Origin of the sequence: Geodermatophilus nigrescens (assembly GCF_900129495.1) — a bacterium.
Lineage (GTDB): Bacteria > Actinomycetota > Actinomycetes > Mycobacteriales > Geodermatophilaceae > Geodermatophilus > Geodermatophilus nigrescens.
Genome location: NZ_FQVX01000001.1, coordinates 402869 through 425116 on the forward strand (window position 1 = coordinate 402869; position 22248 = coordinate 425116).

Genomic DNA, 22248 nt, shown 5'->3' on the forward strand with positions numbered 1-22248 from the left:
CCTTCCGGACCGGGGCGCACTCGGCCCCTCCCGGGGGAGATCGGGAGCGGCGCGCCCGGTCTCCACGCCACTGGGACGGGGGTCCCCCGGAGGAGGGAGGACGGTCGCGCTCAGTGCGCGGCGGCCGCCGGGGAGCCGGTCAGGACGCCGAGCGCGAGCGCCGCGGCGGCCGGGAAGTCGGCGGTGACCGCCCACGCCGGCGGCACGTCCGGTGCGTCCGCGTACTCGCCCTGGCGCACGCGGACCGCCCGCGCACCCACCGCGGCGGCGACGGCGACGTCCTTGCCGGGCCGGTCGCCGATGACCAGCACCCGGTCGGCGGGCACGCCGAGCCGCCCGGCGAGGACGCGGAGGCCCTCGGGCGCGGGCTTGCGGGCCGCCCGCCCGCCGAGCGTGTCGGTGACCAGGACCTCCGCCAGCAGCGGCAGCAGGCCGGTCGCTGCGAGCTTGGCCGCCTGGATGGCCGGGTTGCCGTCGGTCAGGCAGCCCACGGGCACCTCGCGGGCCAGCGCGGCCAGCGCCGCGGCCGCGCCGGGGTAGGGGGCCAGCGCCACCGGCTCGTGTGCGGTGAAGGCGGCGACCAGGGGGAGGACCAGGCCCGGCAGGTCCGCGTCCGGGACGCCGGCGGCGAGCAGCGCGCGGTCGATGGTGCCGCCGCGGTCGGAGCCGGCCGCGAGTTCCCGGACGAGGGCCGCGTGCACCCGGGCGCCGTCCAGGCCGGCGGCGGCGGATGCGCGCCCGACCGCCTCGGCGGCGCCCGCCAGGTAGGCGGCCTGCGGGTAGAGCGTGTCGTCGAGGTCGACCACCACCGCCAGCGGCGGCGGGCCGTCCCAGGCGGGCGCGCCGGTCACCACGGCAGGCGCCCGTCGGTGAAGTCGGGCTCGGTGATCGCCAGGAGCGCGTCGGTGGCCTCGTCGGCGAGCAGCGCCGCGACCTGCGGACCGGTGGTGCCGTCGCCGTAGGGGCAGGGGAGCGCCGCGGCGCGTGCCTGGCCCTCGGGCGAGGTGTGCCGCGCGGCGGCCGCCAGGACCGCGTCGGCGGCGCCGTCGTCGGCCAGGCCCGCCAGGGTGGTGGTGCCGGCCTCCACGCCCTCCCACCGCGGCGTGGACCCCCGCAGCACCACCACGGGCACGCCGAGGTAGGCCGCCTCCTCCTGGATGCCGCCGGAGTCGGTGACCGCGAGGCGCGCCGAGGCCAGCGCCGCGAGCAGCGCGTCGTAGCCGACCGGCCCGCTCAGTGAGATCGCCGGGTGCTCCAGCTCCGCGTCGAGGCCCGTCGCCGCCAGGCGGGCCGCCGTGCGCGGGTGAACCGGGAAGGTCACCGGGCCGACGTCGTCGGCCAGCGAGCGCACCACGCCGACCAGACGCTTCAGGCGGACCGGGTCGTCGACGTTGGTCGGCCGGTGCGCCGTCACCAGCACCCCGGACCGCTCCGCCACCGGCACCGGGCGCACGCCGCGGGCCACCAGCGTGTCGACCACCGGGTTGCCGACCACGAACACCCGCTCGGCGGGGACGCCCTCGGCGGCGAGGAACGCCGCGGCCCGCCGGGTCGGGGCGAGGTGCAGCGCGGCGACGGCCGCCGCCACCCGGCGGTTGACCTCCTCGACGCTGCGCGCGTTGAGGCTGCGCAGGCCCGCCTCGAGGTGCGCGAACGGGATGCCCGCGCCCCGCGCGGCCAGCGCGTAGGCGGGGACGGTGTTGGTGTCGCCGAGGGCCAGCACGAGGTCGGGCCGGAACCGGGCCACCGCGCGCGCCGCGTCGGCGTGCAGGGCGCCGTACCGGGCCGCGGGGTCGTCGGTCGGCAGGGTGAACCGGCAGGTGGGCGCCAGCCCGAGGGTCTCCTGCAGCCGGGTGGAGAGGTCGGGGTCGGTGTGCTGGCCGGTGTCGACGACGTCGACCCGGTGGCCGGCGGCCACGAGCGCGGTCACCACCGGCGCGAGCTTGACGACCTCCGGCCGGGTGCCGAACGGGACGAGGACGTGCCGGCTGCGGCTCACGCGCGCACCGCCGTGACCGCCGCCGTCGCCTCGCAGGGGTCGGCGACGGGGCTGCCGTCGTCGGCGGTGTAGGTCTCGGCGAAGTAGCGGCTCATCCGGACGCCGGGGGTGAACCACAGGTGCGGCAGGCGCGCGTGCGGGTCGCGGATGCCGGCCAGGTGGGCGCTGACGACGTCGGCGCCCGCGGCGAGGGTGAGCGGCAGGCCACCGGAGAAGCGCGGGTTGATCTCCACGACGCTCGCCCGGCCGTCGTCGGCGACGAAGCCCTGCACGTTGGCCGGGCCGGTCAGCTGCACCGCCTCCAGCGCCGCGGCCACCACCGCGGTGACCTCGGCGGAGTCGAAGGTCGTGCCCTTGACCGATATGCCGGCGCGGGTGTCGTCGCGCCAGCGGGGCACCACCGTGACCAGCTCGCCGTCGCGGTCCACGAGGGCGTCGGCGGTGAACTCGCGTCCGGTCAGCCGCGTCTGGGCGATGAGCGAGGCGTCGCCGTGCATCGCCTCGACCACCTCGGCGCGGGTGTCGAGCAGCCGCACACCCCGGCTGCCCCGCCCGGCGCGCGGCTTGACGACCCACGGTCCGCCGACGGCGGCGAGCCCGGCGGGGGTGTCGGTGGTGGCCGGGTGCGGTACCCCGGCGGCGCGCATCGCCCGGGCGAAGGCGGCCTTGTCGCAGCAGATCCCGACGGCCTCCGGGTCGGGCAGCCAGGTGGCCACCCCGGCGGCGGCGAGGCGGTCGGCGCCCGCGGCGAGGGCGGGCAGCTCCTCGGCCACGGTGCCGATGAGCGCGTCGGCACCGTGGGCGGTGGCCAGCGCGACCAGGGCGTCGACGAACCGCACGTGGTCGGCCCGCGGGACGACGGCGCCGACGGTGGCCAGGGCGGCGCCCGCGGCGGTCGCGTCGGCGTCCACGCCGACGACGCGGTGCCCGAGGGCCACCAGCCGCCGGACGACCGCCACCCCGGCCGGCCCGCCCGCCCCGGTGACCAGGACGGCGGGGGAGGAGGAGCCGGGAGAGCGGCGGCCGGCCGACGGGGGAGCGGTCGAGGTCGGGAGGGTCGAGGTCACCGGGGCGTCTCCGGGGGATGCGGGTGGTCGGACGGGCGGGCGAAGGTGCGGGGGGCCTGGGTTCCGGCGGCGTGCGAGCGGCGGCCCGGGCCGCCCGCGGGAGCCGTGGCGGGTGCCGGCGGGGGCACCGGGATGCGGGCGACGGCGACCGGGGCCGCCCCGTGCACCGGGCCACCCGGGGCGGCGTCGGCGGCCGCGCCGTCGGGGGCGGGACGGGCCAGCAGCCAGCCGCGGGCCCACAGCCGCAGGGCGGTCACCCGGTGGTCGGTGACCGGCTCCCACTGGCGGGCGGCGACCGCCTCCGCGAGGGCGTCGAGGACGAGGTGCTCGCGCTCGTAGGTGGCGACCGCGACCAGCGAGGCGCTGTGCGCGCCGAGGCCGTCGGCGGCGAGCTCGCGGATGCGCTCGATGCGCTGGTAGGGCGGCAGGTGCCCGAGGCGGTAGTCGACCCGCGCGGCCTCCCGGCGGGCGGCCAGCCGGGCCGACATCCCGCGCGGCAGCACGTAGCGGTGCATGAGCCCGGTGAGCGTCGTGCGGCGGCGCCGCGCGTCGTCCTCCTCGACGGCGGGCGTCCGGTAGCCGAGCCCCGGCCGGGCCCAGGAGTCGGGGCGGCGGGCGGTGTGCCGGCCGTCGACGTCCTGCTCGGCGCGCTCGGCGGCGGGCAGGGTCACCCACACCATCACGAGGAAGCCGCCGAGGGTGGCGACGAGGTTCCAGACGGTGCCCACCCAGTCGTGGAAGAGCACCAGCGCGCCCTCGCCCCAGTACAGCCCGGCGAGCGCCGACAGCAGCAGCCGACCGTGGTTGAGCGCGACGACGGCGACGACAGCGACGAGCAGGCCGCCGAGGGCGTGCGCCTTGCGGCCGCGCAGGATGACCGCGGTCAGCGCGACGAGCCCGAGCACCGACAGGACGGACGAGCACGACGCCGTGACGACCGCGTCGATGATCCCGCCGTCGTCTCGGAACAGCAGGACGTGGCCGGGCAGCACGCCCGAGGACCACTCGGGGTCCAGCAGCTCCAGGACGGTCGCGACCGCGCCGGCCTCGAGCACCTGCAGCGGGTGCGACAGCGTGGCGAAGCCGACGACGCAGATCAGCCCGGCGAGGACCAGGTCGGCGACGACGGGCAGCAGCCGCCGCGTCGTGCCGCGCGGGGTCCTGCGCCGCGCGAGGGCCTGTGCGGGTGCGGTGGTCACCGGTCCTCCCCGGGGGACGCGAACGAACGGGGCCGGGCCGGCGTCTGCGCGGGGACGGCGGCGACCGGCGGCGGCGTCGCGAGCACCGTCGAGGTGGCGCCCGAGCGGGAGGTCTTCACCCAGCTGTAGGGGCGCCCGAGCATGCCGTCGACGTAGGCGCGCGAGGTGATCCAGATCGACAGCGCGAAGGCGGGCAGGAAGCCCAGCAGCCGCCACGCCGATCGCCGCTCCACCCGGCCGACCAGCAGGCCGACGCACAGCTCGGCGAGCGGGCCGATGAACAGCAGCATCGACAGCGGCAGCAGCCCGATGACCGGCAGGTCGCCGACGCCGAAGGCGCGCAGCACGGTGAGCAGCAGGCCCAGCCCGCTGAGCACCGGCACGTGGTAGACGCCGAGGAACAGCGTCGTCTCGACCTTCTCCAGCGGCGACAGGTGCGGCGAGCGCATGAGCGGCCGCCAGTAGTCGCGCAGGCACTTCTGGTGGCCCCGGGCCCAGCGGTAGCGCTGCTTCCAGAAGCGCTGGGCGCTGACCACCGCCTCCTCGAAGTCGATGGCCGAGACGTCGTAGCGAACCCGCTGGCCCATGAGCAGGATCCGCAGCGTCAGGTCGGTGTCCTCGGTGACCGTCTCGGGGTTCCACCCGCCGAGGGCGCGCAGCGTCGAGGCGCGCACGGCGCAGTTGGCGCCGCCGTAGGCGGGCAGCTCGAACAGCGCCTGGCGGCCGTACTCGTTGACGAGGTAGCCCGACAGGTAGTCGACGAAGACGGTGTTGGCCATCGTCGAGTCCTGGCCGTTGCGGATGACGCAGCGGCCCATCACCGCGCCGACGGAGGGGTCGCGGAAGTGCCGCACCAGCCGGCGCAGCGCGGTGGGCTCGGGCTCGTGGTCGGCGTCGAAGACCAGCACGATCTCGGCGTCGACCAGCGCCAGCGCCTCGTTCAGCGCGCCGGACTTGCCGCCGCCGGAGCCGGGCGCGCGGTGCAGCACGCGCAGCCGCGGGTCGCGTACCGCCCAGGCGTCGAGCTTGGCGCCGGTCGCGTCGTCGGAGCCGTCGTCGACCACGACGAGGGTGAGCCGGTCGGTGGGGTAGTCGAGGGCCAGCAGCGCCGCGACCATCCCGTCGACGACCAGCTCCTCGTTCTTGCACCCGACGAGGACGGCGACCGGCGGCGTGTAGCTGTCCAGGCCGACGTCGGCGGCCAGCAGGTCGCGCTCGGCCCAGCGGGCGGCGGCGACGGCGAAGGCCAGGTGCCGGCAGAAGTAGACGCCGAAGACGACGTTGAGCGCACCGGCGACGACGCCGAGCGTGGGGCCGATGCCGAAGGCCGCGATCGCGCCCGCGAGGCCCAGCAGGTAGGCGACGAGGACCAGCGGGCGGCCCTCGGGGCGGTCGGCGCCGTGTGCCGCCACGGTCCCTCCTCCCGGCCCGGGTGCGGTGGTGCGGCTGCGCCACCTCATGGCTGGATCGGCAACCGCGCTGTCGTCCTGAAGTGGAAGCGGCCATGCCGACACCGCCGCGCGCGTCGTCCACAGGCCGGTGCTCCGTCCCCAGGTCGGGCGCGGGCCCGCCGCGTCGGGTGGGGCGCGGTGAGGGTCGGGCGCGCCCCGCGCACGGGGCCGCCCACCCGAGGAGGAACCCATGCCCGATGCCGCACCGGACGCCGCACCCGAGACCGCACCCGAGACCGCGGCCGGGACGGACGACGCCGGCCTGCCCGCGCCGCCGCTCGGGCGCCTGGCCGCCCGGTGGGCGCGGCTGCAGGCGGAGGCGGAGGCCGGCATGAGCACCGCCGAGTACGCGGTGGGCACCGTCGCCGCCTGCGCGTTCGCCGCGGTCCTCTACCGCGTGGTCACCGGCGGCTCGGTGGTCACCGCGCTGGGCGACCTCGTCTCCTCCGCGCTGCAGGTGCTGTCCTGACCCGGCGCCGCGACCGGGAGGCGGGGATGGTCACCGCGGAGACCGCGGTGGTGCTGCCGGTCCTCCTGCTGGTGCTCGCCGCCGTGGTCGCGGCGGTCGTGGTGGTCGGCGCCCAGCTGCGCTGCGTGGACGCCGCCCGGGAGGGTGCCCGCGCCGCCGCCCGCGGCGACGCCCCGGACGCGGTGCGCGCGCTCGTCGCCCGGGTCGCGCCCGACGGCGCGCGGACCGAGGTCGCCGTCGGCGACGGCGGGGTCCGGGTCACCGTCCGGGCGGAGGTGTCTCCGCTCGGGCCGGTCGACCTCGGCGTCGACGTGGAGGCGACGGCGGTCGCCCGGCTCGAGCCCGGGGTGGCCGGCGGGTGAGGGAGGGGGAGCGCGGGTCGGCGACCGTGTGGACGGTCGGGCTCGCCGCGGTGCTCGCCCTCGTCGGGCTGGCCGCGGTGCTGCTCGGTGCCGCGGCGGTGGCCCGGCACCGCGCCGGCGCCGCGGCCGACCTCGCGGCCCTCGCGGGCGCCGCGGCGGCGGTGTCCGGCGACCCGGCCGCCTGCGACGCCGCCGCCGAGGTCGCCCGTGACAACGGCGCGGTGCTCACCGCCTGCGCGGTGAGCGGCGGCGCGGTGGTCGAGGTGACCGCCACCGTGGCCGTCGACCTCGGCCCGCTGGGCGCCCGGCGGGCCGCGGGAGCCGCCCGCGCGGGCCCCGCGCCGCCGGAGGGGTCAGAAGACCAGGTCGTCCTCGACGTGGCCGCCGCTGTCGGGGGCGGCGTCGCCGTCCGCGGCGGGCGCCTCCCCGTCCCCGTCCACCGGGCGGGCCGCTGCCCGGCCGGTGGACGGCCGCCGCAGCAGGCCGCGCACCGGACCGGCCGGCGTCGGCTCGGCCGGCCCGTCCGCCGCGTCGGCGGGCTCGTCCTCCGGCTCGGCGCCGGACTCCTCGGCCGCGGCCAGCTCGTCGAGCACGACGTCGAGCACCCGCACGGCCCCGGCCTTGTCCAGCGGGTCGTTGCCGTTGCCGCACTTGGGCGACTGCACGCACGACGGGCAGCCGCTCTCGCACTCGCAGCTCGCCACGGTCGCCCGGGTGGCCCGCAGCCAGCGCCGCAGCGCCGCGAAGCCCCGCTCGGCGAAGCCCGCGCCGCCGGGGTGCCCGTCGTAGACGAACACCGTGGCGGTCCCGGTGTCGGGGTGCAGCGCCGTCGACAGCCCGCCCAGGTCCCAGCGGTCGCAGGTCGCCAGCAGCGGCAGGATGCCGATCGCGGCGTGCTCGGCCGCGTGCAGCGACCCGGGCAGCGCCAGGTCGTCGACGTCGGCGCGGGCCACGGCGTCGGCGTCGAGGGTCAGCCAGACCGCGCGGGTGCGCAGCTGGCGGGCCGGCAGGTCGAGCGGGAACTCCGCCAGCACCTCGCCGGTGCCCGCCCGCCGCCGCTGGTAGGCCACCACCTGGTTGGTGACGTCGACGACGCCGGTGTGCGCGGTGACCGTGCCGAGGCGGCGGGTGCGGTCGGTGCGGACGATGCCGAGGTCGGTGACGTCGCGGGCCACGGTGGTCCACTCGGGGCTGTCGGCGTGGACGACCGCGCAGGCGTCGTCGAGGTCGAGCTCGTCGACGACGTAGGTCTCCCCGCGGTGTACGTACAGCGCGCCGGCGTGCACCGTCGAGTGGGCGGCGCCGCCGTCGACGGTGCCGAGCAGCCGGCCGGTGCCGGACTCGATGATCGCCACCGGCTCGCCGCCGCTGCCTCGGATGTCGACGTCGGGTCGCCCGCGCCCGGCCCAGTACCAGCCGGCCGGGCGGCGGCGCAGCGAGCCCGCCGCCACCAGCTCCTCCAACTGGGCCTCGGCCACCGGGCCGCCGAAGTCGGGCAGGTCGTCGGGGGTGAGCGGCAGCTCGGCCGCGGCGCTGCACAGCTGCGGCCCCAGCACGTAGGGGTTGGCCGGGTCGGTCACGGTCGCCTCCACCGGGCGGCCGAAGACCGCGCGCGGGTGGTGGGCCAGGTAGTGGTCCAGCGGGTCGTCGCGGGCGACGAACACGACCAGCGACTCCCGCTGCGCGCGCCCGGCCCGGCCCGCCTGCTGCCACAGCGAGGCCAGCGTGCCGGGGTAGCCGGCGAGCACGACCGCGTCGAGCCCGGCGATGTCGATCCCGAGTTCGAGGGCGTTCGTGGTGGCCACCCCGAGCAGGTCGCCGGAGGACAGCGACCGCTCCAGCTCCCGGCGCTCCTCGGGCAGGTAGCCGCCGCGGTAGGAGTCGACCCGGCGCACCAGGTCGCCGCGACCGCGGTCCAGCAGCAGCCGCCGGGCCTGCTCGGCCACCGACTCCGCGCTGCGCCGCGAGCGGACGAACGCCAGGGTCCGGGCGCCGCGCTCGACGAGGTCGGCGAGCAGGCCGGCGGCGTCGGCGGCCGCCGAGCGGCGCAGCGGGGCGCCGTGCTCGCCGGTGCGCTCCGTCAGCGGCGGCTCCCACAGCGCGAACGTCGCGCCGGGTCGCGGCGAGCCGTCGTCGGTCACCGCCACGACGGGCCCGCCGACCAGCCGGGCGGCGGCGACGGCGGGCTCGGCCACCGTCGCCGAGGCGAGCACGAACACCGGGTCCGCGCCGTAGCGGCGGCAGATGCGGCGCAGCCGGCGCAGCACGTGGCCGACGTGCGAGCCGAAGACGCCCCGGTAGGCGTGGCACTCGTCGATGACGACGTAGGCCAGCCGGCGCAGCGTCGAGCTCCAGCGCTGGTGGGCGGGCAGGACGCCGCGGTGCAGCATGTCCGGGTTGGTGACGATCCACCGCGAGTGCCGGCGCACCCAGTCCCGCTCCTCGGCAGGGGTGTCGCCGTCGTACGCGGCCGGCCGGACCGAGGGATCGGCAAGCGCGGCCACCGAGGCGAGCTGGTCGCGCGCCAGCGCCTTGGTCGGGGCCAGGTAGAGGACGCAAGCCCGCTGGTCCTCGGCCAGCCGGGTCAGCGCGGGGAGCTGGTAGGCCAGGGACTTGCCCGACGCGGTGCCGGTGGCCACCACCACCGAGGTGCCGTCGTGCGCGAGCTGGGCGGCCTCGACCTGGTGCCGCCAGGGCTCCGCGACGCCCCGCTCCTCCAGGCGGGCGCGCAGCGCCGGGTCCACCCACTCCGGCCAGGACAGCGTGCGCGGCTCGCGCACCGGCAGGTGGTGGACGTGGGTGACCGGGTGCTCCTCCTCGGGCGTGCCGGCGAGCAGGTCCTCGAGGAGCTCGGCGCCGGGCGGCACGGTGCCGGCCCGCTGTGCCGACCCGTGCCCGGCCGCGGACCCGTGCAGCTCCGACGCGGCGGGATGCTCCCCGCCCTCCGGCAGCTCGCCCCCTGACAGCCCCTCACGGCCGGATGGGGGAGCAGCCGGCCGGACCGGGTGGAGCGTGGTCACCCCTCCACTCTCACACCCCGGGGCAACCTCCCGCCCTCCTCCGGCCACCCAGCGCAACCGGACGAGCGCGGAGAAGGAGGTCCCGCGAAGTGTGATCTCCGTTACATTGGCGCGGCGTCCACGGGCCTCGGCCCGCGAGCGCGCTCTCCGCCGACCGGGGACGCGGGGCCGCCCGGCGGCAGCCCACCGCTGGGAGGTACCGATGCCGGACAGTCATCTCTCCGGCGGGGACGTCGTCCTCGTGACGGCAGCCCTCGTCGTCTCGCTCGCCGCACTGCTCTTCGCCGCGTCCCTGGTCCGCGCCGTCATGGCCGCCGACCAGGGCACGGCGCGCATGCGCGACATCGCGCGGGCGGTGCAGGAAGGAGCCGGCGCCTACCTGCGGCGCCAGTTCAGGACCCTCGGCGTCTTCGCCGTCATCGTCTTCCTGCTGCTGCTCGTGCTGCCGGTCGCCGAGGGCGGCTGGGGCACCCGGATCGGCCGGGCGGTGTTCTTCCTCGTCGGCGCGCTGTTCTCCGCGGCGGTCGGCTTCATCGGCATGACGCTGGCCACGCGCGGCAACGTCCGCGTCGCCGCGGCCGCGCGCACCGGCGGATACCGGCCCGCCTTCCGCATCGCGTACCGCACCGGCGGCGTCTGCGGGATGATCACCGTGGGCCTGGGCCTGTTCGGTGCCTCCTTGGCGCTGCTGCTCTTCGACGACACCGCGCCCGTGGTCCTCGAGGGCTTCGGCTTCGGCGGCGCGCTGCTGGCGATGTTCATGCGCGTCGGCGGCGGCATCTTCACCAAGGCCGCCGACGTCGGCGCCGACCTCGTCGGCAAGGTCGAGGCCGGCATCCCCGAGGACGACCCGCGCAACGCCGCCACGATCGCCGACAACGTGGGCGACAACGTCGGCGACTGCGCCGGCATGGCCGCCGACCTCTTCGAGTCCTACGCCGTCACGCTGGTGGCCGCACTGATCCTCGGCCAGGTCTTCTTCGGCGCGGTGGGCATGGTCTTCCCCCTGGTGGTCGCCGCGATCGGCGTGCTCGCGTCCGTCGTCGGCATCCTCGCCAGCAACCCCGGCAGGTCCGACAGCAGCGGTCTTGCCCCCATCAACCGCGGCTTCTTCACCTCCGCGGTGGTCTCGCTCGTGCTCGTCGCCGTCGCCGCCTTCACCGTGCTGCCCAGCGTCGCCGACATCCCCGACTCGGTGGTCAACCCGCAGGTCCTCGGCTTCGTCGCCGTCCTCGTCGGCATCGTGCTGGCCGCGGCGATCCAGCTGCTCACCGGCTACTTCACCGAGACCAGCCGCAAGCCGGTCCGCGACGTCGGCCGCAGCTCGCTCACCGGCCCGGCGACCGTGGTGCTCTCGGGCATCTCGCTCGGCCTGGAGTCGGCCGTCTACGCCGCCCTGCTCATCGGCGGCGCGGTCTACGGCGCCTTCCTCGTCGGCGGCGGCGCGGCCCTCTACGCCGTCGCGCTCGCCGGCTGCGGCCTGCTCACCACCGCCGGGGTCATCGTCTCCATGGACACCTTCGGCCCGGTCAGCGACAACGCCCAGGGCATCGCCGAGATGTCGCAGGACATCGACGAGGACGGTGCCCGCGTGCTGACCGACCTCGACGCCGTCGGCAACACCACCAAGGCCATCACCAAGGGCATCGCCATCGCCACCGCGGTGCTCGCTGCCACCGCGCTGTTCGGCTCCTACAACCAGCAGGTCCTCGTGGCCCTGGAGGACGTCGACCTCGGGGAGGCGTTCAGCCTCGTCGAGCCGGACAACGTCGTCGGCGCGGTCATCGGCGCCGCCGTCGTCTTCCTCTTCTCCGGGCTGGCGATCAACGCCGTCTCCCGAGCGGCCGGGCGCGTCGTCTTCGAGGTGCGCGAGCAGTTCCGCACCCGGCCCGGGATCATGGACTTCTCCGAGCGGCCCGACTACTCCGCCGTCGTCGACATCTGCACCAAGGACTCGCTGCGCGAGCTCGCCACCCCCGGCCTGCTCGCCGTCCTCTCGCCGGTCGCCGTCGGGTTCGGGCTGGGCTTCGGCCCGCTGGCGGCCTACCTCGTGGGCGCGATCGCGGCGGGCACCCTCATGGCCGTCTTCCTCGCCAACTCCGGCGGCGCGTGGGACAACGCCAAGAAGATGGTCGAGGACGGCGCCTTCGGCGGGAAGGGCAGCGAGGCGCACGCGGCCACGGTCATCGGCGACACGGTGGGCGACCCGTTCAAGGACACCGCCGGCCCGGCCATCAACCCGCTGATCAAGGTGATGAACCTGGTGGCGCTGCTCATCGCGCCCGCCGTGGTCGGCCTGCAGGTGGGCGAGGACGCCAACACCACCGTGCGGCTGCTCATCGCGGGAGCCGCGACGCTCGTCGTCGTCGCCGCGGTCGTGGTGTCCAAGCGGCGCTCGGTCGTGGTCGGCGGCGCCAGCGAGCAGCCCACCGGGACGAACCTCACCACCACCGTCCCCTGAGCGCACGCCGCGAGCCTCCGCCCGCTCCGGGTCAGGCGGGGGCCCGCGGCGTCGCCTGTGGACGGCGGCGGCCCTGTGGATCCGGATCCGGGCCGCGCCGGCACCCCGCCCTAGCGTCCGCCGCGCCGGTCCCGACCGAGGTCGGCACCGACGCCGGGAGGGGCCGTGTCCGCACCCATCGCCATCCAGCTGGACGCCGTCCAGGAACTCGCCGAGGAGCTGGCGCTGCTCGCCTCCGAGCTCTCCTCGGAGGTCGGCCTGTGCACGTCGACCGCCGCCTCGCTGGACGTCGCCGCCCCCGGGGAGGTGTCCGAGAGCGCCGGTGCCACGGGCAGGGCGTGGGCGGGTCTCGTCGACCGGCTCGCCACCGGGACCGGCGCGGTCGCGGGGACGTTGCTCGCCGCGGTGCGCTCCTACCGGCTGGCCGACGCCGCTCTCTCCGACCGGGTGCTCGCCGCCCGGGCCGGGCGGGACGGAGGGGCGTGAGCGCGCCGGGTCTCGCGGCCGTCGCCGCGTGGGACACCGCGCTCCTCGCCGGTGCCGTCTACACGCTCGAGGCGGTCGCCGAGCGGCTCCCCTCCTGGCGTGCCCGCACCGACCGGGTAGCCCGGTCGCTGACCGGCGCCGAGTGCTGGTCCGGCCCGGCCGCCTCCGTCGCCGGGCTGGCACTGGGCGAGGTGTCGACGGTGGTGACCGCCGTGACCGGGGCACTGGACGCCTCGCTCGGCCGGCTGCAGGACACCGCCCGGGAGGCCCGCACCGCCCAGGAGCTCGCCGAGCGGGCACTCGCTGCGGCCGCCGCCTCGGGGATGGCCCTCGACGCGTCCGGGGCGGTGGTCGTGCCGGCGTCCGCCCCGCCGCCCGCCGGCGCGACGCCCGAGCAGCTGGAGGACCACCACGCCGGGCTCGCGGAGCGCGCGGCCACCGCCGAGTGGCTGGCGGGCCTCGCCGCCGAGGCCATGGCCGCGGCCGCCCGCGCCGCCGCTGCCGCCGCGGCCTCGGCCGATCCGCTGGTCCCGATCGGCGGGACCGGTCCCGGCCCCGCGGACTTCGCCGGACTCGCGGCGACGGTGGGTGCCACCGGCGCCTCCGCGTCCCCGCCGGTGCTCCCGCGGCGCGGCGCGGCGGCGGACGAGGTCGCCTCCTGGTGGGCCGGCCTCTCCGGTCCGCAGCAGGACGCGCTGCTGGACTCCGACCCGGCTGCCCTGGGTGCCCTCGACGGCCTCCCGGCGTGGGCACGGGACCGCGCCAACCGGGTCGTGCTGGACCGCGTCCTGGCCGAGGGGCCGTGGCAGCAGCAGGCGAGCGCGCGGGCCATCGCCGCGGAGATCGCCGCCGAGGAGGCCGACGGGCAGGCCGTGCAGCTGTGGGTCTACGACCCGGCGCTCGACCGCGCCGCCCTCGCCTACGGGGACCTCGACGCCGCGGAGGACGTCGGGGTGCTGGTCCCCGGGGTGAACACCACCGTCCACGGCGACCTGCGCGAGCTCGGGGACGACGCGCAGGCGGTCGCCGCGGCCGCCGTCGCCGCCGCGCCCGCCGCCACGGTCGCAACCGTCGCGTGGCTCGGTTACAACCCGCCGGTCGGAGCCGGTCTCGGGCGCGCCCTCACGCGCGCGGCGGCGACCGAGGGCGGTGCCGCGCTCGCCGGGGACCTCGCCGGGCTCGCGGCGTCGCGGGCGGCGACCGGCGTCGGGCGGGCGGCCGACCCGCGGGTCACCGTCCTGGCGCACAGCTACGGCACGGTGGTCCTCGACGAGGCGGGGGACCTGCCCGGCCGGCTGGACGCCGACGCCGTCGTGCTGCTGGGCGGCCCCGGAATCGAGGAGGAGCACGCCTCCGGGCTGGAGGCCGACGAGGTGTACACGGCGTGGTCGCCGTGGGACCCGATCTCCTGGTCCGGGTGGTTCGGGGAGAACGCCTGGTTCGAGCAGTTCGGGGCCACCCCGCTGCCCACCGACCCGGACACCCTGCACTGGGAGTACCACGACGCCGACCGGCCGACGCTCGCCGCCATGGGCGAGGTGGTGGCGGGGGTGCGGGAGACCGACTGACCGGCCCGGGGGAGCCCGGGAACAGTCGCGCGGCGCCGCCGTTGGACCGGGTGGCGGCGCGCCCACCCGGGGTCGCCAGCCGGTCGCGTTCCGTCGGCGTGGCCTACCGTGGCCCGCCGAGGGGGCGTGGCGGGTGCCGACCACCCCGCGCCGCGCCGCCACGACCGAGCACCACCGACAGGAGCACCGTGCCCACGAAGACCGCGAAGAACGGCGAGAGCGCCGGCCGCACCGCCGGTGGCACCAGCACCCCCGCCCGCCGCCGGACCGCCGCCACCGGGGGCGGGCGTCCGCTGGTCATCGTGGAGTCGCCGACCAAGGCCGGGAAGATCGCCGGCTACCTCGGCAACGGCTACGTCGTCGAGGCCAGCGTCGGCCACATCCGCGACCTGCCGCGGAACGCCGCCGACGTCCCGGCCGAGCACAAGGGCGCCCCGTGGGCCCGGCTCGGCGTCGACGTCGACAACTCCTTCGAGCCGCTCTACGTCGTGAGCCCCGACCGCAAGCAGCAGGTCACCCGGCTCAAGCAGCTGGTCAAGGACGCCAGCGAGGTCTTCCTCGCGACGGACGAGGACCGCGAGGGCGAGGCCATCGCCTGGCACCTGGTCGACACGCTCAAGCCGCGGGTGCCCGTGCGCCGGATGGTCTTCCACGAGATCACCCCGGAGGCGATCGCCCGCGCCGTCGCCAACCCGCGCGAGCTCGACACCGCCCTGGTCGACGCGCAGGAGACCCGCCGCATCCTCGACCGGCTCTACGGCTACGAGGTCAGCCCCGTGCTGTGGAAGAAGGTCCTGCCGAAGCTGTCGGCCGGCCGCGTGCAGTCGGTGGCCACCCGCATCGTCGTCGAGCGGGAGCGGGAGCGGATGGCGTTCACCGCCGCCGACTACTGGTCCCTCGACGGCGTCTTCGCCGTCCCCGGCAAGGCCGGCGCCGACGCGGGGGAGCCCACCACCCTGCGCGCCCGCCTGGTCAGCGTCGACGACAGCCGCGTCGCCACCGGCCGCGACTTCGACCCCGCCACCGGGCGGGTCACCGGCGACGTCGTGCACCTCGACGAGGCCGGCGCCCGCGGCCTCGCCGCCCGGCTCGAGGGCCGCCAGGTCACCGTCAGCCGCGTCGACGAGAAGCCCTACCGGCGCCGTCCCTACGCGCCATTCACCACCTCGACGCTGCAGATGGAGGCCGGCCGCAAGCTCGGCTGGTCCTCCGCGCAGGTCATGCGGGTGGCGCAGCGGCTGTACGAGAACGGCCACATCACCTACATGCGGACCGACTCGACGAACCTGTCGAACGAGGCGATCAACGCCGCCCGCACCCAGGCCCGCGAGCTCTACGGCGACGCCTACGTGCCGGCCGAAGCCCGCCGCTACAGCAAGAAGGCCAAGGGCGCGCAGGAAGCCCACGAGGCGATCCGCCCCGCCGGCGACTCCTTCCGCACCCCCGGCCAGCTCGCCGCGCAGCTCGCCCGCGACGAGTTCCGCCTCTACGAGCTGATCTGGCAGCGCACGGTCGCCTCGCAGATGGCCGACGCCGTGGGCCAGACCGTGAGCATCCGGCTCGCCGGCGCCAGCACCACCGACGAGCGCGTCGAGTTCACCGCGTCGGGGCGCACCATCACCTTCCCCGGCTTCCTGCGCGCCTACGTCGAGTCCCGCGACGAGGGCAGCACCGGCGACGACGACCACGGCAGCGACGACGCCGAGCGCCGGCTGCCCCGGGTGGAGCGCGGCCAGCGGCTCGACACCCGCGAGCTCGAGCCCAAGGGCCACACCACCAGCCCGCCGTCGCGCTACACCGAGCCGAGCCTCGTCGCCCGGCTCGAGGAGCTCGGCATCGGCCGCCCGTCGACCTACGCGTCGATCATGCAGACGATCCAGGACCGCGGGTACGTGTGGAAGAAGGGCTCCGCGCTGGTGCCCTCGTTCGTCGCGTTCGCCGTCGTCAACCTGCTCGAGCAGCACTTCGCGGCGCTCGTCGACTACGACTTCACCGCGTCGCTGGAGAACGAGCTCGACGAGATCGCCAGCGGGTCGCTGGGCCGGGTCGACTGGCTGACCGAGTTCTACTTCGGCGGCGAGGGCCGGCACGCCGGCGGCATCGCGGCCTCCGGCGGGCTCAAGACCGTCATCGGCCAGCAGCTCGAGGAGATCGACGCCCGCGGGGTGAACTCGATCCCGCTGCGCGCCACCGGGCCCAACGGCGAGCCGGTCGTCGTCCGGGTCGGCCGCTACGGCCCCTACCTGCAGGCCGGCGGCGAGGAGGGCGGCCGGGTCAGCCTCCCCGAGGACCTCGCGCCCGACGAGCTGACCAGCGAGAAGGTCGCGGAGCTCCTCGCCGCCCCCTCCGGCGACCGCGAGCTCGGCACCGACCCGGAGTCCGGCCAGCCGGTGGTGGTGAAGGCCGGCCGCTACGGCCCCTACGTCACCACCGTCGTCCCCGAGGGCAGCAAGGACGCCCCGCGGACGGCGAGCCTGTTCTCCTCGATGTCGCCGGAGACGGTCACCCTCGAGCAGGCGCTGCAGCTGCTGACCCTCCCGCGCACCGTGGGCACCGCCCCCGACGGCGAGGAGATCCAGGCGCTCAACGGCCGCTACGGGCCCTACATCAAGAAGGGCACCGACTCGCGCTCGCTGGAGAACGAGCAGCGGCTGTTCACCGTCACCCTCGACGAGGCGCTGGCGATCTTCGCCCAGCCCAAGCAGCGCGGGCGCCGGGCCGCGGCCGCCCCGCTCAAGGAGCTCGGGGCCGACCCGGTGACGCAGGGCCAGATCACCGTCCGCGAGGGCCGCTTCGGCCCCTACGTCACCGACGGCGAGACGAACGCCAGCCTCCGCAAGGGCGACGACGTCGAGACCATCTCCCTCGACCGCGCCGCCGAGCTGCTCGCCGACCGCCGCAGCCGCCCGGCCGCCACCAAGAAGAAGGCGGCCAAGAAGGCCACGGGGACGACGGCGGCGAAGAAGACGACGGCGGCGAAGAAGACCACCGCCAAGAAGACGACCGCCACGAAGACGACCGCGAAGAAGGCCGCCGCGTCCGACGCGGTGCCCGCGAGCTGACCCGGCCGTGACCGGCTCGATCGACCCCGCCGCCTGGCAGCACCGGCGGACGTCGTTCGGGTCGGTCGCGGCGCAGTACGCGGCGCTGCGTCCGGGCTACCCGGCCGACGCCGTCGCCTTCCTGCTCGGCGACCGGCCGCGGCGGGTGCTCGACCTCGGCGCCGGCACCGGCCTGCTCACTGACGCCCTCGTCGCCGCCGGGCACGAGGTGGTCGCCGTCGACCCGTCGCCGGAGATGCTCGGCGAGCTGCGCGCCCGGCACCCCGGCGTCCCCGCGCACGTCGGCGGCGCGGAGGCCGTGCCGCTGCCCGCCGCGGACGTCGACGCCGTCGTCGCGGGCCAGGCCGCGCACTGGTTCGACCCGCGGCCGGCCGCCGCGGAGCTGCGCCGCGTGCTGCGGTCCGGCGGCGTCGTCGGGTTCGTGTGGAACACCCGCGACGAGTCCGTCCCGTGGGTCGCCGCACTCGGCGCCGCGCTGGCCGCGGAGGCGCGCGGCCACGAGGCCGACCAGGGCGTGGTGGACGCCTTCGCCGCCGCCCTGCCCGCCGACGTCGCGACCGCGCGGTCGTCCCTCGTGCAGCGGGTGACGCCCGAGCAGGTGGTCGCGGGCATCGGCACCCGCAGCTACGCGGCCACCATGACCGCCGCGGCGCGCGAGGAGTTCCTCGGCGGCATCCGGCGGCTGCTGGCCGGCCACCCCGACACGGCCGGCCGCGACGTCCTCGACCTGCCGTACCGCACCGACGCCTACCGGCTCACCCCGCGCTGACCGGGCCGTCGGCGATCGCCCGCAGCGCCGTCACGTGCGCCCGGAAGGCGTCTCGCCCGGCGGCGGACAGGCGCAGCCAGGTGCGCGGCCGCTTGCCCACGTAGCCCTTGCGGACCTCGACGTAGCCGGCCCGCTCCAGTGTCGCCACCGTCTTCGACAGCACCGAGTCGCTGACCTGCACGCCGTCGCGGACGAAGCCGAACTCCGCCTCCTCCGCCGCGGCCAGCGTCGCCATCACCGAGAACCGGACGGGCGCGTGGATGACCTCGTCGAGCGCGTGCCGGGGGTGCGCCTCGGTCACCGCGGCCGCTCCCGCCATGCGCCGGCCAGGCACGGCGCGGCGACGGCGAGGGCCAGCGGCGCCCACCACGCCCAGTCGTGCGCGAGCCCCGGCACCGTCGTCCCGACCGCGAGCCCGACGGCGAGCACCGCGCCCCAGGCGCCCATGGCCGTCCCGAAGCGCTGCGAGAACCCGGCGCGCACCGAGCCGCGGCCGGCCACCAGCGCCGCGGCCGCGCCCAGCACCGCCAGCGCGTAGACCACCGCCGTCGCGCCCACCGCCCGCTCGCCGTCGGCCACCGGCTGGGCGAGGAAGAAGCCCGCGCTGGCGCAGCCGAGGGTCACCAGGAACGTCGACGCGGCGGGGCTGGACTCCCGCCGGACGCGGGCCCCGGCGGCGTCGGCCTCGGCCAGCAGCGCGGCGGCGGACTCGGGGGTGGGGACGGTCACGGGTGCCTCCTCGGTCGGGGTGCGCGACAGAGTGGCAACTACTTTCCACCCGGTCAAGTAGTTGCGGCGCCGACCAGGAAGACGCGGCGGAAGGGCAGCACGGTCGTGCCGTCCGCGCGGGCCGGGTAGGCCGCGCGCAGCGCCGCCGCGTACTCCGCCGTCAGGTCGGCGGCCGCCTCGTCGTCGAGCCGGGCGAGCACCGGCAGCAGCACCGTGCCGCGCACCCACGACAGCACCGGGTCGGGCCCGCGCAGCACGTGCAGGTACGTCGTCTCCCAGACGTCGGCCGCCAGGCCCGCGCCGGTGAGCACGTCGAGGTAGCCGGCCGGGTCGAGCACCGGGTCCGCCGGGGGAGCGGCCGCCGCGAGCCGGGAGGACCACGACGGCGAGGTGCACAGGTCGGCGAGCAGCCGGTGGGTCGGCGCCCGGTGGTTGCCCGGCACCTGCACGGCCAGCCGGCCGCCCGGCGCCAGCCAGCCGGCCCAGCGCCCCAGCAGCGCCGCGTGCCCGGGCACCCAGTGCAGCACCGCGTTGGACACCACGACGTCGACCGGCCCGCCCGGGCGCCAGTCCCGCACGTCGCCGCGCTCGAACGCCACCCGCCCGTCGACGGCGTGCGCGGCGGCCGCGGCCAGCATCTCCGGCGAGGCGTCCACGCCGGTCACCCGCGCCGCCGGCCAGCGCGCGGCCAGAGACGCGGTCAGCGCGCCCTCGCCGCAGCCGAGGTCGACCACGGCCCGCGGGCCGGTGGCGTCCACCCGGGCCAGCAGGTCGGCGAACGGCCGGGCCCGCTCCCCGGCGTGCCGCAGGTAGGTGTCGGGGTCCCAGCGCGCGTCCACGACCCGCACCGTAGGGCCGCCGCCGGCCCGGGGACGTCGGCCCCGGCCGGTACCGTGGACCGGCCGCCCACCCGCCCCTCGCACCTCCCGGGAGCTCCCGATCGACGCCTCGCCGCGCGTGCCCGGCCGCGGGCTGTTCGTCGCCTTCGAGGGCGGGGAGGGCACCGGCAAGTCCACCCAGGCCCGGCTGCTGTTCGACTGGCTCGGCCTGCACGAGGTCCCCGCCCGGCTCACCTCCGAGCCCGGCGGCACCCCGCCCGGCGCCCGCATCCGCGCGCTGCTGCTCGACCCGGCCACCGGCGCGCTCGCCCCGCGCGCCGAGGCGCTGCTCTACGCCGCCGACCGCGCCCACCACGTGGCCACCGTGGTGCTACCCGCACTCGACGCCGGCGAGGTCGTGCTCACCGACCGCTACGTCGACAGCTCGCTGGCCTACCAGGGGGCCGGCCGGGCGCTGGAGCTCGAGGAGGTCCGCCGGCTGTCGTCCTGGGCCACCGGCGGCCTGGTGCCCGACCTCACCGTGCTGCTCGACCTGCCGCCCGGGGCCGGCCTCGCCCGCGCGCTCGGCCGCGCCGCCGCCGACCGCCTCGAGAGCGAGTCGATCGACTTCCACGAGCGGGTGCGCGCCACCTTCCGCGCGCTCGCGGGCGCCGAGCCGCACCGCTACCTCGTCCTCGACGCGGGCGGCCCCGCCGAGGAGATCGCCGCCGCGGTCCGCGAGCGGGTCGCCGCGCTGCTCCCGGGGCGGGTCGCGTGAGCGTCTGGTCGGAGGTCATCGGCCAGCCGGCCGTCGTCGCCGAGCTGCAGGCCGCCGTCGCCCAGCCCACCGCCATGACCCACGCCTGGCTGTTCACCGGCCCGCCGGGGTCGGGCCGGTCGGTCGCCGCCCGCGCGTTCGCCGCGGCGCTGCAGTGCCCCGACGGCGGCGACGGCACCTGCCACGCCTGCCGCACCGTGCTGGCCGGCACCCACGCCGACGTGCAGACCGTCGTGCCCGAGGGCCTGTCGATCGGCGTCACCGAGGCCCGCGAGCTCGTGCGCGTCGCCGGCCGCGCGCCGTCGCAGGGGCGCTGGCAGGTCGTCGTCGTCGAGGACGCCGACCGGATGACCGAGCAGGCCGCCAACGCCGTCCTCAAGATGATCGAGGAGCCGCCGCCGCGCACGGTCTTCCTGCTCTGCGCGCCGAGCCTGCACCCCGAGGACGTGCCGGTCACCATCCGCTCGCGGTGCCGGGTGGTCGGGCTGCGGACGCCGCCGGTCGACGCCGTCGCCGACGTGCTGGTCCGCCGCGACGGGGTCGACCCGGCGCTGGCCGCCTGGTCGGCGGGCGCCTCCGGCGGCCACGTCGGCCGGGCCCGGCACCTCGCGCGCGACGAGACCGCGCGGCTGGCCCGCAAGGCCGTGCTCGACATCCCGCTGTCGCTGGTCTCGCTGGCCGCCTGCCTCAACGCCGCCGACGACCTGGTCGGCGCCGCGAAGGAGGAGTCCGACCGCACCACCGCCGCCCTCGACGGCGCCGAGACCGAGGCGGTCAAGGCCAGCATCGGCGTGGGCGCGCGCGGGCCGGGCGTCGCCGCCGCCAGCCGCGGCGCCGGCGTGCTCAAGGACCTGGAGAAGCGGCAGAAGAGCCGGGCCACCCGCATCGGCCGCGACTCCCTCGACCGCGCATTGGTCGACCTCGCCGGCCTCTACCGCGACGCGCTCGTCCTCGACGCCGCGGCCGGCGAGGTGCTGCCGCTCAACCACCCCGACCGCCGGGCCGACGCCGAGGAGCTGGCCCGCCGGATCGGCGCGGAGGGGGCGCTGCGCCGCATCGACGCCGTCCTCGCCTGCCGCACCGCGCTCGAGCAGAACGTCAAGCCGCAGGTCGCCGTCGAGGCGCTCACCGTGGCGCTGCGACTCCCCGCGGCCTGACCCCGGGCCCGCACCGGCCGGGGGAGGCCGTGACGTACGCTGTCCCCCGCACGCCCGCCGCCTTAGCTCAGTCGGTAGAGCATCTCACTCGTAATGAGAAGGTCGTCGGTTCGATTCCGACAGGCGGCTCCACCCCGCGGCCCCGTCCTCCCCGAGGACGGGGCCGCGGCCGTTCCCGCGATGAGTCCCGCCCCCGCCGCCGGTCTGCCCCTGGACACGACCGCCGGACCCGGGAGGGCACCGTGAGCGCCACCTACACCTTCGACGTCTTCACCAGCCTCGACGGCTTCGGCTCCTACGGCGAGGACGGCGACTGGGGCGGCTACTGGGGCAAGGAGGGGCCGGAGTTCCTCGACCACCGCCTCACCCAGTACCGCGCCGACCAGCGGCTGGTCCTGGGCGCCACCACCTGGCGGGAGTTCCACCGGTTCCTCGCGGCCGACGGCGCCGCCGGCACGCTCGACCCGCTGAACGCCCGCATGCGGGACATGCCGACGACGGTCGTGTCCACGACGCTGCGGGCCCCGCTCGACTGGCCCGACGCCGTCCTCGAGCCCGCGGACGCCGTCGACGTCGTCGCGCGGCTCAAGGCGGAGTCGCCGGTGCCGCTGCGCTCCCACGGCAGCCTGGCGATGAACCGCGCGCTCATGGCCGCCGGGCTGGTCGACCTCGTCCAGGTGACCGTCTTCCCCGTGATCACCGGCCGCACCGGCACCGACCCGGTGTTCGCCGGCGCCGCCGACTTCGACCTCGACCTGGTCTCCAGCACCACCTTCGACGGCCGCGTCCAGGAGCTCGTCTACCGCCCCACGCTGCACGGATGAGCGCCGTCGACTCCAGTTCCCGCCCGACC

19 protein-coding genes, 1 tRNA gene and 1 pseudogene are annotated in these 22248 nt (G+C 77.2%); 12 read left to right on the forward strand and 9 right to left on the reverse strand.

The annotated features are described in order from the left end of the window. Nucleotides 1–110 precede the first annotated feature (110 nt). From BUE37_RS01940 to BUE37_RS01960, 5 genes are read right to left on the reverse strand one after another with little or no spacing between them, the layout of a single operon-like run. Nucleotides 111–851: an HAD family hydrolase gene (locus BUE37_RS01940; protein ID WP_073419466.1), complete on the reverse strand. Its 741-nt coding sequence runs from the start codon at nucleotides 849–851 to the stop codon at nucleotides 111–113. Further along, the gene (gene wecB, locus BUE37_RS01945; RefSeq protein ID WP_073418315.1) at nucleotides 848–1999 is read right to left on the reverse strand and encodes a non-hydrolyzing UDP-N-acetylglucosamine 2-epimerase; all 1152 of its coding nucleotides are present in this window, start codon (nucleotides 1997–1999) and stop codon (nucleotides 848–850) included. Before wecB ends, BUE37_RS01940 begins: the two co-directional genes overlap by 4 nt. Then, the gene (locus BUE37_RS23600; RefSeq protein WP_073418317.1) at nucleotides 1996–3066 is read right to left on the reverse strand and encodes an ATP-grasp domain-containing protein; all 1071 of its coding nucleotides are present in this window, start codon (nucleotides 3064–3066) and stop codon (nucleotides 1996–1998) included. The genes wecB and BUE37_RS23600 overlap by 4 nt, the downstream gene beginning before the upstream one ends. Beyond that, nucleotides 3063–4265, reverse strand: a complete 1203-nt coding sequence (locus tag BUE37_RS01955) for an exosortase/archaeosortase family protein (RefSeq protein ID WP_073418319.1) — start codon at nucleotides 4263–4265, stop codon at nucleotides 3063–3065. Before BUE37_RS01955 ends, BUE37_RS23600 begins: the two co-directional genes overlap by 4 nt. Continuing rightward, nucleotides 4262–5677: a glycosyltransferase family 2 protein gene (locus tag BUE37_RS01960; RefSeq protein ID WP_245794240.1), complete on the reverse strand. Its 1416-nt coding sequence runs from the start codon at nucleotides 5675–5677 to the stop codon at nucleotides 4262–4264. The genes BUE37_RS01955 and BUE37_RS01960 overlap by 4 nt, the downstream gene beginning before the upstream one ends. Nucleotides 5678–5906: 229 nt before the next feature. On the opposite strand from BUE37_RS01960, the gene BUE37_RS01965 reads away from it, so the two are divergent. The 3 genes and pseudogenes from BUE37_RS01965 to BUE37_RS24930 all read left to right on the forward strand — a co-directional run. Beyond that, nucleotides 5907–6185 carry a DUF4244 domain-containing protein gene (locus tag BUE37_RS01965; RefSeq protein ID WP_083628176.1) on the forward strand — a complete coding sequence of 93 codons (279 nt, stop codon included), beginning with the start codon at nucleotides 5907–5909 and terminating at the stop codon, nucleotides 6183–6185. Nucleotides 6186–6211: 26 nt separating this feature from the next. Further along, entirely contained in the window at nucleotides 6212–6547 is a 336-nt protein-coding gene (locus BUE37_RS01970) for a TadE family type IV pilus minor pilin (RefSeq protein ID WP_073418321.1), read from the forward strand. Next, nucleotides 6544–6873: pseudogene (locus tag BUE37_RS24930) on the forward strand (Rv3654c family TadE-like protein); the annotation flags it as partial. The gene BUE37_RS01970 and the pseudogene BUE37_RS24930, both read left to right, overlap by 4 nt. A 27-nt stretch (nucleotides 6874–6900) precedes the next feature. On the opposite strand, the gene BUE37_RS01980 reads toward BUE37_RS24930, so the two are convergent. After that, nucleotides 6901–9567, reverse strand: coding sequence for a DEAD/DEAH box helicase (locus BUE37_RS01980; RefSeq protein WP_083628178.1), 2667 nt, complete (start codon nucleotides 9565–9567; stop codon nucleotides 6901–6903). A 202-nt stretch (nucleotides 9568–9769) separates the two neighbouring features. Between BUE37_RS01980 and BUE37_RS01985 the strand changes: the two genes are divergently transcribed. The 5 genes from BUE37_RS01985 to BUE37_RS02005 all read left to right on the forward strand — a co-directional run bounded on the left by BUE37_RS01985 (nucleotide 9770) and on the right by BUE37_RS02005 (nucleotide 17913). After that, the gene (locus BUE37_RS01985; protein ID WP_073418323.1) at nucleotides 9770–12028 is read left to right on the forward strand and encodes a sodium-translocating pyrophosphatase; all 2259 of its coding nucleotides are present in this window, start codon (nucleotides 9770–9772) and stop codon (nucleotides 12026–12028) included. Between the two features lie 165 nt (nucleotides 12029–12193). Continuing rightward, nucleotides 12194–12514, forward strand: a complete 321-nt coding sequence (locus BUE37_RS01990; RefSeq protein ID WP_073418325.1) for a hypothetical protein — start codon at nucleotides 12194–12196, stop codon at nucleotides 12512–12514. Then, nucleotides 12511–14082 (forward strand): alpha/beta hydrolase, encoded by a 1572-nt coding sequence (locus tag BUE37_RS01995; protein WP_073418327.1) that lies wholly within the window; start codon nucleotides 12511–12513, stop codon nucleotides 14080–14082. Before BUE37_RS01990 ends, BUE37_RS01995 begins: the two co-directional genes overlap by 4 nt. Nucleotides 14083–14270: 188 nt before the next feature. Then, complete coding sequence (gene topA, locus BUE37_RS02000) at nucleotides 14271–17144, forward strand: type I DNA topoisomerase (protein WP_073418329.1); 2874 nt, start codon at nucleotides 14271–14273, stop codon at nucleotides 17142–17144. A 7-nt stretch (nucleotides 17145–17151) separates the two neighbouring features. After that, nucleotides 17152–17913 (forward strand): class I SAM-dependent methyltransferase, encoded by a 762-nt coding sequence (locus tag BUE37_RS02005; protein WP_245794241.1) that lies wholly within the window; start codon nucleotides 17152–17154, stop codon nucleotides 17911–17913. Here the strand turns inward: BUE37_RS02005 and BUE37_RS02010 are convergent. From BUE37_RS02010 to BUE37_RS02020, 3 genes are read right to left on the reverse strand one after another with little or no spacing between them, the layout of a single operon-like run. Beyond that, on the reverse strand, nucleotides 17900–18214 hold the full coding sequence (locus tag BUE37_RS02010; protein WP_245794242.1) for a winged helix-turn-helix domain-containing protein: 315 nt from the start codon (nucleotides 18212–18214) through the stop codon (nucleotides 17900–17902). The genes BUE37_RS02005 and BUE37_RS02010 overlap by 14 nt on opposite strands. After that, nucleotides 18211–18642 carry a hypothetical protein gene (locus BUE37_RS02015; protein ID WP_073418333.1) on the reverse strand — a complete coding sequence of 144 codons (432 nt, stop codon included), beginning with the start codon at nucleotides 18640–18642 and terminating at the stop codon, nucleotides 18211–18213. The genes BUE37_RS02010 and BUE37_RS02015 overlap by 4 nt, the downstream gene beginning before the upstream one ends. A 53-nt stretch (nucleotides 18643–18695) precedes the next feature. Beyond that, a complete protein-coding gene (locus BUE37_RS02020; protein WP_083628180.1) occupies nucleotides 18696–19481 on the reverse strand; it encodes a trans-aconitate 2-methyltransferase in 786 nt (261 codons plus the stop codon). Between the two features lie 118 nt (nucleotides 19482–19599). On the opposite strand from BUE37_RS02020, the gene tmk reads away from it, so the two are divergent. The 4 genes from tmk to BUE37_RS02040 all read left to right on the forward strand — a co-directional run bounded on the left by tmk (nucleotide 19600) and on the right by BUE37_RS02040 (nucleotide 22219). Beyond that, entirely contained in the window at nucleotides 19600–20238 is a 639-nt protein-coding gene (gene tmk, locus BUE37_RS02025) for a dTMP kinase (RefSeq protein ID WP_245794243.1), read from the forward strand. Further along, a complete protein-coding gene (locus tag BUE37_RS02030; RefSeq protein WP_073418337.1) occupies nucleotides 20235–21395 on the forward strand; it encodes a DNA polymerase III subunit delta' in 1161 nt (386 codons plus the stop codon). The genes tmk and BUE37_RS02030 overlap by 4 nt, the downstream gene beginning before the upstream one ends. Nucleotides 21396–21451: 56 nt before the next feature. Further along, nucleotides 21452–21527, forward strand: a tRNA-Thr gene (locus tag BUE37_RS02035). Between the two features lie 110 nt (nucleotides 21528–21637). After that, entirely contained in the window at nucleotides 21638–22219 is a 582-nt protein-coding gene (locus BUE37_RS02040) for a dihydrofolate reductase family protein (protein ID WP_073418339.1), read from the forward strand. The last annotated feature ends 29 nt before the right edge of the window (nucleotides 22220–22248 follow it).

What these genes read in the sequence shown, in the direction of transcription:
- BUE37_RS01965 (WP_083628176.1), top strand. Translation starts at nt 5,907, where the DNA reads ATGCCCGATGCCGCACCGGACGCCGCACCCGAGACCGCACCCGAGACC.
- BUE37_RS01985 (WP_073418323.1), top strand. Translation starts at nt 9,770, where the DNA reads ATGCCGGACAGTCATCTCTCCGGCGGGGACGTCGTCCTCGTGACGGCA.
- BUE37_RS01970 (WP_073418321.1), top strand. Translation starts at nt 6,212, where the DNA reads ATGGTCACCGCGGAGACCGCGGTGGTGCTGCCGGTCCTCCTGCTGGTG.